Annotated in this window: 15 protein-coding genes; 12 read left to right on the forward strand and 3 right to left on the reverse strand. The window is 67.1% G+C overall.

Annotation, left to right across the window (positions count from 1 at the left end):
* Positions 1 to 310: hypothetical protein (locus tag RBB39_RS03295; RefSeq protein ID WP_306168787.1), on the reverse strand; the 310-nt coding region annotated here is incomplete at its 3' end.
* A gap of 218 nt (positions 311 to 528) precedes the next feature.
* Between RBB39_RS03295 and RBB39_RS03300 the strand changes: the two genes are divergently transcribed.
* Positions 529 to 1,203 (forward strand): Fe2+-dependent dioxygenase, encoded by a 675-nt coding sequence (locus RBB39_RS03300; RefSeq protein ID WP_045994549.1) that lies wholly within the window; start codon positions 529 to 531, stop codon positions 1,201 to 1,203.
* Between the two features lie 12 nt (positions 1,204 to 1,215).
* Here RBB39_RS03300 and RBB39_RS03305 read toward each other — a convergent pair whose 3' ends face one another.
* Positions 1,216 to 2,211, reverse strand: a complete 996-nt coding sequence (locus RBB39_RS03305) for a GlxA family transcriptional regulator (RefSeq protein ID WP_045994548.1) — start codon at positions 2,209 to 2,211, stop codon at positions 1,216 to 1,218.
* 277 nt (positions 2,212 to 2,488) lie between these two features.
* Between RBB39_RS03305 and RBB39_RS03310 the strand changes: the two genes are divergently transcribed.
* On the forward strand, positions 2,489 to 3,448 hold the full coding sequence (locus RBB39_RS03310; RefSeq protein ID WP_045994559.1) for a GlxA family transcriptional regulator: 960 nt from the start codon (positions 2,489 to 2,491) through the stop codon (positions 3,446 to 3,448).
* Between the two features lie 315 nt (positions 3,449 to 3,763).
* Positions 3,764 to 5,032: a TauD/TfdA family dioxygenase gene (locus RBB39_RS03315; RefSeq protein ID WP_052704503.1), complete on the forward strand. Its 1,269-nt coding sequence runs from the start codon at positions 3,764 to 3,766 to the stop codon at positions 5,030 to 5,032.
* A gap of 20 nt (positions 5,033 to 5,052) precedes the next feature.
* Here RBB39_RS03315 and RBB39_RS03320 read toward each other — a convergent pair whose 3' ends face one another.
* Positions 5,053 to 6,105, reverse strand: coding sequence for a GlxA family transcriptional regulator (locus tag RBB39_RS03320; RefSeq protein WP_045994557.1), 1,053 nt, complete (start codon positions 6,103 to 6,105; stop codon positions 5,053 to 5,055).
* Positions 6,106 to 6,409: 304 nt separating this feature from the next.
* On the opposite strand from RBB39_RS03320, the gene RBB39_RS03325 reads away from it, so the two are divergent.
* The 9 genes from RBB39_RS03325 to RBB39_RS03365 all read left to right on the forward strand — a co-directional run bounded on the left by RBB39_RS03325 (position 6,410) and on the right by RBB39_RS03365 (position 15,447).
* Complete coding sequence (locus tag RBB39_RS03325) at positions 6,410 to 7,591, forward strand: TauD/TfdA family dioxygenase (RefSeq protein WP_052704502.1); 1,182 nt, start codon at positions 6,410 to 6,412, stop codon at positions 7,589 to 7,591.
* Positions 7,592 to 7,608: 17 nt separating this feature from the next.
* Positions 7,609 to 8,232 (forward strand): HD domain-containing protein, encoded by a 624-nt coding sequence (locus RBB39_RS03330; RefSeq protein ID WP_071211152.1) that lies wholly within the window; start codon positions 7,609 to 7,611, stop codon positions 8,230 to 8,232.
* Positions 8,229 to 9,935: a 5-guanidino-2-oxopentanoate decarboxylase gene (locus tag RBB39_RS03335; protein ID WP_045994546.1), complete on the forward strand. Its 1,707-nt coding sequence runs from the start codon at positions 8,229 to 8,231 to the stop codon at positions 9,933 to 9,935. The genes RBB39_RS03330 and RBB39_RS03335 overlap by 4 nt, the downstream gene beginning before the upstream one ends.
* A gap of 83 nt (positions 9,936 to 10,018) precedes the next feature.
* Positions 10,019 to 10,969 (forward strand): ABC transporter substrate-binding protein, encoded by a 951-nt coding sequence (locus RBB39_RS03340; protein WP_052704501.1) that lies wholly within the window; start codon positions 10,019 to 10,021, stop codon positions 10,967 to 10,969.
* Positions 10,966 to 11,721 (forward strand): class II aldolase/adducin family protein, encoded by a 756-nt coding sequence (locus RBB39_RS03345; protein WP_045994545.1) that lies wholly within the window; start codon positions 10,966 to 10,968, stop codon positions 11,719 to 11,721. The genes RBB39_RS03340 and RBB39_RS03345 overlap by 4 nt, the downstream gene beginning before the upstream one ends.
* Positions 11,718 to 12,902, forward strand: a complete 1,185-nt coding sequence (locus RBB39_RS03350) for a pyridoxal phosphate-dependent aminotransferase (RefSeq protein ID WP_045994544.1) — start codon at positions 11,718 to 11,720, stop codon at positions 12,900 to 12,902. The genes RBB39_RS03345 and RBB39_RS03350 overlap by 4 nt, the downstream gene beginning before the upstream one ends.
* Before the next feature lie 7 nt (positions 12,903 to 12,909).
* The gene (locus tag RBB39_RS03355) at positions 12,910 to 13,722 is read left to right on the forward strand and encodes an amino acid ABC transporter ATP-binding protein (RefSeq protein WP_045994543.1); all 813 of its coding nucleotides are present in this window, start codon (positions 12,910 to 12,912) and stop codon (positions 13,720 to 13,722) included.
* 30 nt (positions 13,723 to 13,752) lie between these two features.
* Positions 13,753 to 14,595 carry a transporter substrate-binding domain-containing protein gene (locus RBB39_RS03360; RefSeq protein WP_045994542.1) on the forward strand — a complete coding sequence of 281 codons (843 nt, stop codon included), beginning with the start codon at positions 13,753 to 13,755 and terminating at the stop codon, positions 14,593 to 14,595.
* 138 nt (positions 14,596 to 14,733) lie between these two features.
* Positions 14,734 to 15,447, forward strand: coding sequence for an ABC transporter permease (locus RBB39_RS03365; RefSeq protein WP_045994541.1), 714 nt, complete (start codon positions 14,734 to 14,736; stop codon positions 15,445 to 15,447).
* The last annotated feature ends 77 nt before the right edge of the window (positions 15,448 to 15,524 follow it).

The raw sequence follows: 15,524 nt of genomic DNA on the forward strand, positions 1-15,524 counted from the left end.
CGTGGCCGGATTCACCACCTTCGCCACCTTCACCACCGTGGCCGGCTTCACCACCTTCGCCACCTTCACCACCGTGGCCGGCTTCACCACCTTCGCCACCTTCACCACCGTGGCCGTGCTCGCCGCCTTCACCGCCGTGGCCGGCTTCACCACCTTCGCCACCTTCACCGCCGTGGCTCTGTTCGTAGGCAGCGTCGTCCTTGTGCATATCGTCGCCATCGCCGTGATGGTCGGCCCAGGCGGCGCTGGATCCGAGCAGGATGCTGGCGCCAACGCCAATCCACAGCTTGGTACGGGTCTCTTGCGTCATGGGGTGCTCCTTCCTTCTACGTCTACTTGGGGCCAATTTCTTGTTCAGGGCTCGCGCTCGATGGAACCAGGGTCCACTTGCCGCAAACCCATGTCCGATCTGGCAATGTCTGCGCCAGTCAAACCATCAGGTGCCTGCCCACTAGACTGGCGTGTCACGAAGTGTAATGCAAACGATTAACAGTCGGGTATACTGACGGCCATTTGCGGGAGCCTCCGATGATTCTGTGTATCGACAAGGTGCTGACCGACGACCAGCTCCAGCGTATTCGCCAGACACTGGACGCCAGCGACTTTCGTGACGGACGGGAGACCGCCGGCTGGCATGCGCGCACGGTCAAGCGCAACCAGCAGGCGAGCAGCCAGGAGCCCGCCATCGCCGCCCTGCGTGACGAGGTCATGCAGACCCTGTCCGCACACACCCTCTTCCAGATCGCCGCGCGCCCGCGCCGAATGAAGCCGGTCATGTTCAGTCGCTACCAGCAAGGCATGACCTACGGCAATCACGTCGACGACGCGGTGATGCCCACCCCCCAGGGGCCGATGCGCACCGACCTGTCCTTCACCATCTTCCTTGGGGATCCGGACAGCTACGAGGGCGGAGAGCTGGTCACCGAGACCACCCAGGGCGAACAGCGCTTCAAGCTGCCGGCGGGTTCGATGATCCTGTACCCGTCCTCGACGCTGCATCGCGTCGACCCGGTCACCCAGGGGCAACGACTGGCCGCGGTGGGCTGGCTGCAGAGCCAGGTACGCCATCCTGAACAACGTGAAGTGCTGTTCGACCTCGACACCACTCGCCGCCAGATCTTCGAGCGCGACGGCAAGACCGCCGAGTTCGACAGCATCTCCAAGAGCCTGGCCAATCTGCTGCGGATGTGGGCCGAGATCTGACTTGAGTGCCGGTCAGCCGTGGTGTCGAAAGGCCTGCGGCGCGGTTCCGAACGCCCTGCGGAAGGCGCGACTGAAACTCGACGCCGAGCCGAATCCACAGCTGAGCCCGATCGCCAGCACATCGAGGTCGGTATCCTTGAGCAATTGGGCGGCACGTTTGAGGCGCAGCGACAGGTAGTAGGCACTGGGAGAGGTGCCCAGCACATCGGCAAACAAGCGCTGTAGCTGGCGACTCGACACGCGGCTGCGGCGTGCGATCTCGGCCAACGGCAGGGGCGTTTCCAGGTGCGACTCCATCAGCGCTACCGCATCGACCAGCCGCGGCTGGTGGGTGCCAAGACGCCTGACCAGGCTCATTCGCTGCTGGTCGGTGCGCGAGCGCAGGCGGTCGTGAATCAATTGTTCGGACACGTCCACCGCCAGCGCCATACCGTGGCGACGGGCAATCATCTCCAGGGTCATGTCCATGGCCGCCGCGCCGCCGGCACAGAAGAAGCGCCGCTCCTCCAGCAGGAACAGCTCGTCGCAGGTGCGAATCGAGGGATAGCGTTCGTTGAAGGTGGGCAGCGTCTCCCAGTGCAGGGTCACCGTATGCCCCCTGAGCAAGCCGGCCTCCGCCAGCACCACCGCGCCGGTGTCCAGCGCGCCGATGCAGCAGCCACCCTGGTCGAGCCGGTTGAGCCAGGCGCTGAGCCCGTGGCCGATCCACAATTCCGGATCGAAGCCGCTGCATACCGCCAGCCACGGCAGATTGCGGACGTCTTCCATGGGGTGGTCCACCAGCAGGGTCATGCCGTTGCTGGCGGTCACCGGCCCTCCGCCCAGCCCGATCAGCGTCCAGTCATAAAGAGCGCGACCGGCGATGCGGTTGGCGATGCGCAGCGGCTCCACCGCCGAGAAAAACGCCATCATCGAGAACTGCGGCAGCAGCAGAAAACCCAGCCGCTGTTCGGCCTGCTCGATTTCACCGGCGCTCGCCTCCAGGCGTTGACCACTGAGCTCTACCATCGCTGTCCGCCTCCTTACCGACGCCCGTGACTGCGGCGCAGCATAGCATGAGGATATCGACGATAACGTCGAAAGGCTGAGTAGAGTGGGGCCGCGCCTCCTGGCTGGCCGTGTCTCGCCTGCGCCCTGAGTTGAGGGCAGCGCACGACGGTGGCACCCTTGCAGCGCGGTGTGGAACGGGCCGATCGTGAATCCGCTGCCGCTGGTGCGCCGATACCCGAACCACCGATCCTGGCGCGGCCAGCGCCGTCCCGCCCCCGCCATCCATGAGGCCACCATGCGTCTGACCTACCAGGGCCCTGTCCCGGAACCCATCGGCTTTCTGCTGCTGCCGCGTTTCTCCATGGTGGCGCTGTTCTCGGCCATCGACCCCTTGCGAATCGCCAATCGTCTGGCCGGACAGCCGCTGTTTCGCTGGCACCTGATCAGCCGCGACGGCGAGCCGGTCACCGCCAGCAACGGCATTCCCCTGAGCGTCGAGCATGACCTGGACAATGCCCCCTGGCTCCCTAGTCTGGCGGTGTGCGCAAGCTTCGAGCCGATGGCCGCGGTGGACCAGCCGCTCAAAGACTGGCTGACGCAGCGCCGGGACCAGGGCGCCTGTCTGGGGGCGCTGGACACCGGTGTCTTCTGCCTGGCCGACGCCGGGCTGATCGAGGACACCGTGACCTTGCACTGGGAAAGCCTGCCCGAGTTTCGCCGTCGCCATCCCGACATCGAAGCGGTGGAGTCGCTCTACGAGGTCGGCCCGGTCGGCTTCTACGGCGCCGGCGCCAGCGCCTCCATTGACCTTGCGCTGGACACCATCCGCCGCCGCCACGGCGATGCCCTGACCCGTCGTGTCAAGCAGCAACTGGTGCACGACCATCGTCGCCTGCCGGCCAGCCGCCAGCGCGACGCCAGCGAATTCGAGCGGCTGCCCGAACGCCTGACCAGGGTCATCGGCCTGATGGACAGCCACCTGGAGTCCCCCTTGGCCATCGCCGAACTGGCCGCCCAGATCGGCCTGTCGGAGCGTCAGCTAGAGCGCGACTGTCAGCATCACCTGGCCCGTACCCCGAGCCGGCTGTATCTGGAGCGTCGCCTGGCGCTGGCCCACCATCTGGTGACCAGCACTCGTCACGGCGTCATGGACATCGCCCTGGCCAGCGGATTCGCGTCCGCCTCGAGCTTCACCCGCGCCTTTCGCCAGCACCACGGCGCCAGCCCCCGGGAGCTAAGACGCCGCCTCCTTTAACACTGGCCCACCAACTTCTGTCTACTACACGCCACGGCGCCAGCCCCCCCGGGAGCCAAGACGACGCCTCCTTTGACACGGGCCACCATCTGTCGCCCTGTTCGCCCTGGCCAGTTGGCATACCTGGCGTACCTGGCGCGCCCTGAATGTCGGATTCTGCACGATACCTGTCGATTTATGCACGACTTCGGTGCTGCCTGACAGGCAAGCTGGTCCCCACTTGAGCGCCAGCCGGCGCTGCCATCCATGACGCACAGCACGGGCGCTGCCATCCATGACGCACCACGCGCCCGTCCCAGCTTCGACGGAGTCCCGATGAACCAGCCACAGCACACCAGCGAACACCAGCAGTCCGCGTCGGTCGATCTACCGCGCACCCCGGACTATGACGCCTGGCCGATCGAGGTGCCCATCGCAAGCGTAGCCTCGACGCCAAGGGTGCTGACCGTGAACTGGCAGGACGGCCGTGTCAGCCGCTATCACAGCGTCTGGCTGCGCGAAAACGCCGCCGACGACAGCACCATCAACCCGGCGACAAGGGAGCGCATCCTCGATCTGTCGAGCCTGGACGCCTGGCCGGAAATTGCCCAAGCGACGCTGGACGCCAGCGGCGCCGTCGAACTGCTGATGACGCCGGAACAGCGCAGCCTGCGCTTTCACCCCGGCTGGCTGAGAGCCCACGACTACGACAACACCGAAGATCCGCTGGCGCCGCTGGTACCGGTCGAGACCTGGCTCGGCGGCCAGGACAAGGAACCGGTCACCCTGGACGCCGGCGGCTGGACCGCGACCCAGGCCGACAGCCCCGAAGAAGAGACGATCCTGGCCCCGGCGCTCGACGCGCTGCTGCGCCACGGCCTCGTGCGGCTGCGCGGCCTGCCCACCGAGCCCGGCACCCTGGAGAACATCGCCGAGCGCTTCGGGCCGTTGCGGGCCACCAACTTCGGCACCCTGTTCAACGTTCGCGCCAAGCCGGACCCGGACTCCAACGCCTACACCTCGATTGCCCTGCCGCCCCACGTGGACCTGCCGACCCGCGAGTACCATCCCGGTCTTCAGTTCCTGCACTGTCTCGAGAACAGCGTGGCCGGCGGCCAGGCGGTAATGCTCGATGGTTTCGCGGTGGCCGAGGCCCTGCGCGAGGAAGACCCCGAGGCCTTCGCTACCCTGACTCGCGTCCACTGGCGCTACGCCAATACCGCGAAGACCACCGACTACGTCTGGCACTCGCCGATGATCGTGCTCGATGAACAGCAGCAACTGCTCGAGGTGCGCATCGCCGACTTCCTGCGCGGCCCGCTGATGACCGATTTCGACCAGGTCGAGGAGGCCTACCGGGCACTGATGGCGCTCCAGCAGCGCCTGCGCGAGCCCCGCTTCGCCCTGCGCTTCACCTACGCCCCCGGCGACCTGGTGATCTTCGACAATCGCCGCCTGTTGCACGCTCGTGACGCCTTTGAAGGCGACTCCGGCCACCGCTGGCTGCAGGGCTGCTACCTCGAGCGCGACGAGGTGCGCTCGCGCTATCGCATCGTCCAGCGCCGTCGCCGCGAGCGGGAGCTGGCCGAGGCCGGACAGGCCTAGCAGCGATGCCAGGCCACCGGCTAGCCTTCCGCCAGCGCCGGTGGCCGCAGCCCACGCCGGGCGGTCACGCTCGGCGCCTCGCCAAAGCGCTTGCGGTAGGCCCTGGAGAAGTGCGCCAGGTGGCTGAAGCCCACCGCCACCGCGGCCTCGGTCACCGCAATGCGACTGTCGGCCAGAATGCGCTGGGCCTGGTCCAGCCGCATGTTCAGATAGCACTGCTTGGGCGTCTCGCCGAACTCCTGCACGAATAGCCGGGTCAACTGGCGCTGGGACAGGCCCGCCAGACGACAGACGTCGGGAATCGGCAGCGCCTGGGCGAGATTGGCCTCCATTACCGCCAGTGCGCGCAGCACCCCACGCGGCAGCTCCCTGGGCGAAGCCCGATCCGCTACCCAGCCGGTGCTGGCCGCAGCCCTCCCTGCTGCTTGCTGCGATGTTGCGGCTCCGCTCGCCTCCGCAGGCCGCGAATGCACGATCTGTCGACCCACCGCCTCGGCCAGCGAAGGACCATAAAGGGTCACGATCCACTCGAGCATCATGTCGATGCTGGCGGCGCCGCCGGAGCCGGTGAGACGTCCGCCTTCCCAGACGTAGCTGTCCGCTCGCACTTCCAGCTCAGGGAACTCCTCGCGAAAGGCCGGCACGCTTTCCCAGTGCAGCGCCACCGGATAGCCCTCCAGTACGCCCGCCCTGGCCAGGATAAAGGGGGCGGTGTCCACCCCCCCAAGCCAGACGCCATGGGCCGCCAGTCGCTTGAGCAGCGCCAGATCCTCGGCACCGATACAGGCTTCCGGCTCATAGGACGACACCACCATCAGACGCCCCTTGGACGCCAGCCCCTGGTACCAGTCGGCCTCGGTAACTTCGGACAGACGTCCATCGACATCGATGCGTACGCCATTGCTGGCCGTCACCGCCTCGCCATCGGCGGACAGCAGGCGCCAGGCAAACAGATCCCGACCAAAACGGTTGGCCACCCGAAGCGGCTCGAGCAGGCAGAACAGCGTCAGCATCGAAAACTTGGGCACCAGCCACACGTCCAGGGTGTGTTCGGCCTGGTCGGGCGACAACAGCGGCGGCGAGTCCGGGCGCGGATAGGGATGGCTGTCGGGCCAGCGGGCCTCGCTGTCTGCCTGGCTTTTGGCGTGGCTGTTGGCGTGGCGGTTGGCGTGGCTTTCTGTGTCACTGTGCAAGTGGTGATCAACGTCCGACATGGGGCGAATTTTATCAAGGCTATGGCGAATTTGATCAAATTGTATCCCAAATAGCACAGTAACCTGTAGCCCAGACAGCGACGCCAGGTGTCGAACCGCCCTTCCTCGACCTGGTGAGCCTCCTACAACGCCAGACCGATCGAACCCGGAGAGAGCCTCGACGATGACCCAGCAGACGCCCCCGCAACTGACCGATGACGGCCGCCAACTGGCGCTGACCCTTGGTGAAGGGCATCACCGTCTTGATGCCTTGTGGCTGCGCGAACGCTTGCCCGATGCCGAAACCCTGGACCCCCAGACCGGGCAGCGTCTGATCGAGGCCGCCGAACTACCGCTGGATCTGAGCCTCACCCAGGCAGACATCCAGGATGAGCGGCTGGTCGTGGCCTTCTCCGATGGCCATCGAGGCAGCATCACGATCGACGAGCTCGAGGATGCCGTGCGCTGCCAGCGCTCGGACGACAACGCCTCACGGGTGTACTGGGACTCGACGCTCGCCACACCCCCGCAGGCCAGCTTCAAGCAAGCACTGGAAAGCGATCCGGCGCTGCTCGATCTGCTCGACCAGCTGCATCGCTTCGGTTTCGTGCGCGTCACGGACGTACCGGTCAGCGAAGACGGCATGCAGCCGCTGATCGACCGTATCGGCCCGCTGCGCCGGACCAACTGGGGCGGCATCGCCGACGTCAAGTCGGTGGCCAACGCCTACGACCTGACCATGACCCAGCGTGGCCTCGAGCCGCACACCGACAACCCCTATCGCGATCCGATCCCCGGTTACATCTGGCTGCACTGTCTGACCAACGCCGCCGATGGTGGCGACAGCACCCTGGTGGACGGCTTCGAGGCCGCTCGACGCCTGCGTCAGCAGGATCCCGACGCCTTCGCCTGCCTGACCGAAGTGACCCCGCGCTTTCGCTACCACGACGAGACCACCCGTCTGGAGAGCGAAGGTCCGCTGATCGAGCTCGACGCCCGGGGCGAGGTGACGCGGGTACGCTACTCCAACCGCACCGAGCGTATCGACCTGATGGACAGCGCCCTGCTGCGCCGCTACTACGCCGCCCGCAAGGCCTTCTACCAACTGATTCGCTCGTCCGAGCTTACCCTCGAACTCAAGCTGTCCCCTGGCGAGATGCTGATCATGGACAACTACCGCCTGCTGCACGGGCGTACCGCCTTCCAGCTCGAAGGCGGCGTACGCCACCTGCGCCAGGGCTACGTGGACCGTGACAGCACCGCCAGTCGACGCCTGTTGCTGAAGGATCGGCTCAAGCCCGCACACGACTCGGAAGCCGGTACCGCCGACAACCTCGCACGAACCACCCAGGGGGCCAGCGCATGAGCACCAGCGATCTCGCACTGACCCAGGCCCGCTTCGCGCGCTTTGACCAGAGCACCGCCGAAGAGTGGCGCCTGATCGACCGGCACTTTCGTGCCTACCAGAGCGACGCCTGCCGTCGTGTGCTCGCCCACCTGGAGCGACTCAAGGGCGACACCCACGGCTACCCGGTGGACCGCTACGAGCACTGTCTGCAGACCGCCACCCGCGCGCTGCGTGACGGCGCCGATGAAGAGACCGTGGTCTGCGCCCTGCTCCACGACATTGGTGACGACCTGGCCCCGGCCAATCACGCCGAGATCGCCGCCGCCATCCTCGAGCCTTTCGTCGACCCGCTCAATGTCTGGATGATCCGTCACCACGAGCTGTTTCAGGGATACCACTACCGCCATTTCTTTGGCCAGGATCGCCACGCCCGTGAGGCCTATCGCGACCACCCGGCCTACGCCCGCACGGTGCGCTTCTGCGACGACTGGGACCAGACCAGCTTCGACCCCGACTACGACACCCTGCCACTGGGCGCCTTCCTGCCGATGATCGAAAACGTCATGGGCCGCGAACCCTTCGGCGGCCTGCCGAGCGTGGTAGAAGACAGCGACTCGAGCCCCGAGCCCAAGGCGAATGCCCAGGAGGCCTGCCGATGACCACCTGCGCCCAGCGCCTGATCGAGCTGCTCGAGGCCCAGGGGATCGACACCGTCTTCGGCATTCCCGGCGTGCACACCGTCGAGCTGTACCGGGGCCTCGAGCATTCGCGACTTCGCCATGTCACGCCACGCCACGAACAGGGCGCCGGTTTCATGGCCGACGGCTACGCCCGGGCCAGCGGGCGCCCCGCCGCCTGCTTCATCATCACGGGCCCGGGCATGACCAATATCGCCACCGCCATGGGCCAGGCGCTGGCCGATTCGGTGCCGATGCTGGTGATTTCCAGCGTCAATACCGTGTCGACGCTTGGGCGCGGCCAGGGCCGTCTCCACGAGATGCCCCACCAGGGCCAGACCCTGGCCGGGGTGGCCCGCTTCAGCCATACCCTGCTCGATCCCGAGGCGCTGCCCGAAGTGCTGGCCCGCGCCTTCGCCGTGTTCCAGGGCGCACGCCCGGGGCCGGTGCATATCGAGATCCCCATCGATCTGTTCGCCGCCCCGGTCAAGGCACCGATGCCTGCGGCGATGCGCGTCTTTCCACCGGCGCCAGCGCCCCAGGCCCTCGCGGCCGCCAGCCGACTGCTGGGCGAGGCACAGCGCCCACTGGTACTGGTGGGAGGTGGCGCCTGCGCCGCCGCCACCAGCGTCACCGCCCTGGTCGAACACCTGGACGCCCCCACCCTGACCACCATCAATGCCCGCGGGCTGCTCGGTGCCGACCATCCGCTGGACCTGGGCGCCACCGCCAGCCTGCCGGCGACACGCCGACTGGCCCGGCAGGCCGACGTCATCCTGGCCCTTGGCACCGAACTCGGCGAAACCGACTACGACCTGGTGTTCGACGACGGTTTCAAGCTCGAGGGCAGCCTGATCCGGGTCGATCTGGACGCCGAGCAGCTGGCGCGCAGTCACATCGCCGAGCTGGCCCTGGTGGCCGATATCGGGCTGACCGCCGAGGCCCTGCTGGTCGCACTGGAACGCGGCGAAGATGAAGGCCGGCCACAACGAGAAGTCGGTCGCGAGCGTTGCGAGCGGGTGCGCCACGAGCTGGCCCTCGCCGATGACCCGGAGCTCGCGCGCTATCGGCCGCTGTTTGCCACCCTCGACGAGGTGCTGCCCGAGGCGATCATCGTCGGCGACTCCACCGGCCCGGTGTACGCCGGCAACGTGGTGGCCAGGCGCCCGGCGCCACGTCGCTGGTTCAACGCCGCCACCGGCTTCGGCACCCTGGGCTACGGCCTGCCTGCGGCCCTGGGCGCGGGGCTGGCACGACCGGATCTGCCGGTGGTGGCGCTGGTCGGCGACGGCGGCCTGCAGTTCGTGCTGGGAGAGCTTGCCACCGCCCGGGATATCGCCCTGGAGGCCGACCGCGCTCGTGCCGAGCATGGGTCAATCGACCGTGATTCGAGCGACGCGGCCTGCGCCGACACCGCCCTGGCAAGGCCCTTGGCGATCCTGATCTGGAACAACGACGGCTACGACGAGATACGCCGTTACATGAGCGCCGACGGTGTGGCTCACGTGGGTGTCGATCTGGCTCCCCCGGACTTCGCCGCCCTCGCCCAGGCCTTCGACTGCCGCTATCGTCAGGCCGCCAGCGCTGACGACCTGGCGTCGGCGCTTTCAAGCCTGAATGATGCCGGCTCACCGCTGATCGTCGAGATCGACGCCCTGGCCTGGTGTCGCAGCATCGAACACTGAGGCAGGACGCCTGCGCCGAGCGGATCGACGGCGTCCCGACCATGCATCACTTATGCATCCATAAAATAACGAAGGAGTTCCCCGTGACTCGATGTTTCTCGCACAAGCCCCGTTCCATCGCCCTGGCAGCCGCGCTCGGCCTTGCCGCCGCCTCCGCCCAGGCCGCTGACCGCGACGATGAGCTGAGCCTGGTCGTCCCGCCCTGGCCCGGGGTCACCGTCAAGAGCGAGATCCTGGCGCAGCTCGTCGCGCCCCTGGGCTACCAGGTCGAACGCCAGGAGCTCAGCTCCACGGTGGGCTACAAGACCCTGACCACCGGCGACAGCGACGCCTTTCTGGCCGGCTGGCTGCCGGCCCAGCAGGAAAGCTACGACGCCGCCATGGCGGCGGACGCCATCGTCGATCTGGGCAACAACGTGACCGGCGCGCGCATGGGATTCGCCGTGCCCGGCTACGTGGCTGAGGCCGGTATCACCGACGCTTCCCAGTTGGGCGAGGCGCAGAACGCCGAGCGTTTCGAGCACACCTTCTACTCGATCGAAAGCGGCTCCACCGTGACCGACTTCATCCACGCCGCCATCGACAGCGACACCCACGGGCTCGGTGACTGGGAGGTCATGTCCTCCTCGACCCCCGGCATGCTGAGCGAAGTCAAGGCGGCGGTGAACGAACAACGCTGGATCGTCTTCTACGGCTGGACGCCTCACTGGATGATCCCCGAGTACGACGTGCACATTCTCGACGACAGCGAAGGCGTGTTCGGCCCCGACAACGGCCGCAGCGACGTCAAGACCATCGTCGCCAGCGAGTTCGCCGAGGCCAATCCCAACCTGACCCGACTGCTCGACCAGTTCGTGTTCAGCGCGCATGAGCAGAGCGAGTTCATCAAGGCCTTCAGCCTCGAGGAGCGTGACCTCGATGAGGTCGCCCGAGAGTGGCTCGAGCAGCATCCCGACAAGCGCGCTGCCTTCCTCGAAGGCGTCACCACCCGCGACGGCGATGACGCCCTGGCCGCCCTGGAGGCGAGCCTGTGAGCGAAGACAGCCGCCAGCAGCGCATCCGCCGCGACCTGGCCGCCGCCTACCGGCTGATGGCCATGGATGGCATGGATGACGGCATCTCGACCCATATCTCGGCACGAGTCGCCCCGGGGCGTTTCCTGCTCAATGCCTTCGGTCTGCGCTTCGAGGAGGTCACCGCCGACTCTCTGGTGACTGTCGACGAGCACGGCCAGGTGCTCGACGATCCCACCGGCCTCGGCATCAACCCGGCCGGCTTTACCATCCACAGCGCCATCCACGCGGCGCGTCCCGACGCCCACTGTGTACTGCACTCCCACAGCGTCGCCGGGGTCGCCGTGTCCTGCCTCGAGCAGGGCCTCGCACCGCTGAACCAGTGGGCGATGCAGTTCTATCGGCGCATCGGCTATCACGACTACGAGGGCATCGCCCTCGACCTGGACGAGCGCGAACGGCTGGTGCGTGACCTCGGCGAGCACATGAGCATGATCCTGCGCCAGCACGGCCTGCTGGTGGTCGGCGAAAGCGTCGGCGACGCCTTTCTGCGCATGCGCGACCTGGAGCGCTCCTGCCAGGCCCAGCTCGCGGCCCAGGCCACCGGGGCGGCGCTGGTCAGCGCCAGTCCTGAGCTTTGCGAAAAGGTCGCCCGCCAGTACGACGACTGGGCCGCGAGCCCCCAGGGCACCGAGCTTGCCTGGCGGGCGGAACTGCGCCGCCTCGGCATCGACGCTCCCGCCGCTTCCGACAACAAGGACCCTGCACCATGAAAGTCTCCGCCCTGACCCAACGCATCGCCGGCGAAGGCGCCGCCGCCTGGGACATCCATGTGCGTGCGCTGAAGCGCCAGGCCAGCGGTGAAGACATCACCGTACTGTCGGTGGGCGATCCCGACTTCACCACCCCCGCCCCGATCATCGAGGCGGCCAAGCAAAGCCTCGACCGCGGCGCGACCCACTATGCCGACGTCCAGGGCAAGGGTGAGCTGCGCGAAGCCATCAGCCGCCACTATCATCGCCATCAGGGAGTCGAGGTGTCCCCCGAGCGACTGATCGTGATGGCCGGCGCCCAGTGCGGGCTCTACGCCACCGCCCAATGCCTGCTCGACCCTGGCGACGAGGTGATCGTGCCGGAGCCGAGCTACGTCACCTACGAGGCGGTGATCCAGTCGACCGGTGCACGACTGGCCCGAGTGCCGCTGCGGCCAGAGGCCGGCTTCCGACTCGACGTGGCCGATATCGCCGCCGCGATCAACGAAAACACCCGAGCGATCCTGCTCAACAGCCCCCACAACCCCACCGGCCAGTCGATGACCCGGCAGCAGTGGGAGCAGATCGCCGAGCTGTGTCACCGCCATGACCTGTGGCTGATCTCCGACGAGGTCTACGCCGAGCTGATCTTCGAGGGCGAGCACCACAGCCCGCTGGCGCTGCCCGACATGGCCAATCGCAGCGTGGTGATCTCGAGCCTGTCCAAGTCCCACGCCATGACCGGCTGGCGGCTGGGCTGGGTGGTCGCGCCCAAGGCGCTGATCGAGCACCTGGACAATCTGGCGCTGTGCATGCTGTACGGCTGCCCGGACTTTATCCAGGACGCGGCGATCACCGCGCTCGACAGCGACCTCCCCGAGCTTGCCACCATGCACGCCGCCTACCGCGAGCGCCGCGACAGCGTCTGCCGCGCCCTCGATGGTGCCGACTCGGTCAAGGCGATCTGCCCGGACGCCGGCATGTTCGTGATGGTCGACATCCGCGCCACTGGTCTGTCATCGGCCGAGTTCGCCGATGGCCTGCTCGACGAATGCGGCATCTCGGTGCTGTCCGGTGAGGCCTTCGGCCCCTCGGCGGCTGGCTTCGTACGGCTGAGCCTGACCCAGCCCCCGGAGCGCCTGAGGCGCGCCGCAACACGGCTTCGTGAATTTGCCGATGCCTGTCTTGTCACCAGCCCCTGAGTCGCCTATGCCACCATCCGTCACCACCAGCGACGACTTGAGACCCACCTCCCCCGTGGTCGAGGCTCGTCACCTCGTCAAGCGCTACGGGGACACCAGCGTGCTGCGCGACGTCTCCCTGAGCGTCGCCGAAGGCACCGTGACCACCATCATCGGCGCCAGTGGCTCCGGCAAGAGCACCCTGCTGCGCTGCATGAACCTGCTGGAGCGGCCCCAGCAGGGCAGCCTGTCCATCGCCGATGAACGCATCCGCTTCACCGAGCAGGGTCCCCGCAGCAGCCACACCGACATGCCGCTCAGTCGCCATCAGCTGCAACGCCTGCGCGGCAAGGTCTCCATGGTATTCCAGCAGTTCAACCTCTGGCCGCACCTGACCGTGCTCGGCAACGTCAGCGAGGCCCCGGTGCGGGTCAAGGGAATCTCACGCAGGAAGGCCAACGCCCTGGCCGCCCACTATCTGGAGCGCGTCGGCATGGCCGAGCGTGCCGACGCCTACCCGGCGTTTCTCTCCGGTGGCCAGCAGCAGCGCGTGGCCATCGCCCGAGCGCTGGCCATGGAGCCCGAGATCCTGCTGTTCGACGAGCCTACCTCGGCGCTGGACCCGGAGAGGGTCAACGAGGTGCTAGGGGTCATCCGCGGCCTGGCCGACGAGGGGCGCACCATGCTGATGGTGACCCACGAGATGGCCTTCGCCCGGGAGGTATCCGACCAGATCGTGTTTCTCGACCGCGGCGTCGTCGGCGAAGCCGGCCCCCCCGAGCGCATCTTCGAACACAGCGACAACGAACGCTGCCGGCGCTTCATCGCCCCCGCAGCTTGACTGCCAGTCACACAACAACCAGGAGTTCCCATGACCGTATCCCATCCCCTGCGCCCGTCAGCCGACCTCGCTCGTCGCCTTGCCCTGGGCGTCGCGCTCGCCACGACCCTCGGCGCCGCCACCATCGGCAGCGCCCATGCGACCGACCAGGCAGCCAACCAGGACGCTGGCGAGCCCCTCAAGATCGGCATCTCCGCCGAACCCTATCCGCCCTTCACCTACACCTCCTCCGACGGTGACTGGACCGGTTTCGAGGTGGAACTGGCATCGGCCATCTGCGACCAGATGGGCCGTGAGTGCGAGATCACCCCGACCGGCTGGAGCGGTATCATCCCCTCGCTCAAGGCCGGACGCATCGACATGATCATGAACTCCATGTCGATCACCGAGAAGCGCCTGCGGGTCATCGACTTCAGCTCGCCCTACTACTTCACCCCCGGTGCCTACGTCGCCGCCCGCTCACTGGACATCGAGCCGCCCGAGGGCCTGGACGGCAAGGTGCTGGGGGTGCAGAGCGCCACCACCAACGCCACCTACGCCCGTCGCGCCCTTCGCGATAGCGGCGTCGACATCCGTCTGTACGACCAGGCCGAACAGGTCAATCGCGACCTGCTCTCCGGCCGCCTGGACCTGATCCTGGCCGACGAGATCGCCATGACCGAGCTGGTCGAACGCGATGAAGCCGCGGACTTCGAGATCAAGGCCACGGCGCCGCACCACGAGGCCTACGGTGAAGGCGTCGGCATCGGCCTGCGCCAGGAGGACGACGCCCTGACCGAGGACGTCAACGCCGCCATCGAGGCGGTCAATCAGCAGGGCATCTGCAGCGAGCTGTCCGAGCGCTACTTCGGCACCGACGTCTGCGTGGGCTAGGGCTTGTACGAAAATGTCTGCGCTCGTGTGAACGACGCTTCTGCCTGAGGCCGTGGCCTGGTCGAACGCCGGCAACAGACGCCGGATGCGCACCAGGCCCGCTGCCATCGCGACTTTCACCCACGACGAGAATGCCCCATGAACAACGCTTCTCAGGAGGGGCTGGCCGACTGGGCCGGACCGATCCTCGACGGCGCCCTCACCACCCTGCAGATCGCCTGCCTGGCCTACGCCATCGGCGTGCTGCTTGGCTTTGTCGGTGCCGCCTGCCGGCTGTCCCGACACGCCTGGCTGCGCGGAATCGGCGGCGCTTATTCCACCGGCGTGCGTGCGGTGCCGGAGCTTCTGCTGATCATCCTGCTTTACTATGCCGGCTCCCAGGCGCTGACCGCCCTGACCAACGCCCTGGGCCTGCCCGGGCAGGTCGCCATCAACGGCTTCGTCACCGCCGTGGGGGTGCTGGCCTTCGTCCAGGGCGCCTACATGACAGAGGTTTTCCGCGGCGCCATCTCGGCCATCCCCAAGGGCCAGCTCGAGGCCGCCGACGCCTTCGGCTTTTCCCCCTGGGCACGCTTTCTCCACATCACCCTGCCGGCGATGCTGCCCAACGCCCTGCCAGGGATGTCGAACCTCTGGCTGATCCTGATCAAGGACACCGCCCTGATCAGCGTGATCGGCTACAGCGAACTGTTCTTCACCATCCAACAGGCCGCCGCCAGCACCCGTGCGCATTTTCTGTTCTACGCTGCCGCCGGCGTGCTCTATCTGATGATGACGCTGTCGTCCAACCTGGTCTTCGCGCTGATCGAGCGCCGGGTCAGGCGTGGACAACCCCAGAGTCAGGAGACCTGATATGCGCTGGTGTCATTTCACTGCGCCCTTTGGTCGTTCACGGCGTGTCAAACGCGGCCAGCCCCACTCTCACCTTC

Source organism: Halomonas sp. MMSF_3323, assembly GCF_030733595.1.
GTDB lineage: Bacteria > Pseudomonadota > Gammaproteobacteria > Pseudomonadales > Halomonadaceae > Halomonas > Halomonas litopenaei.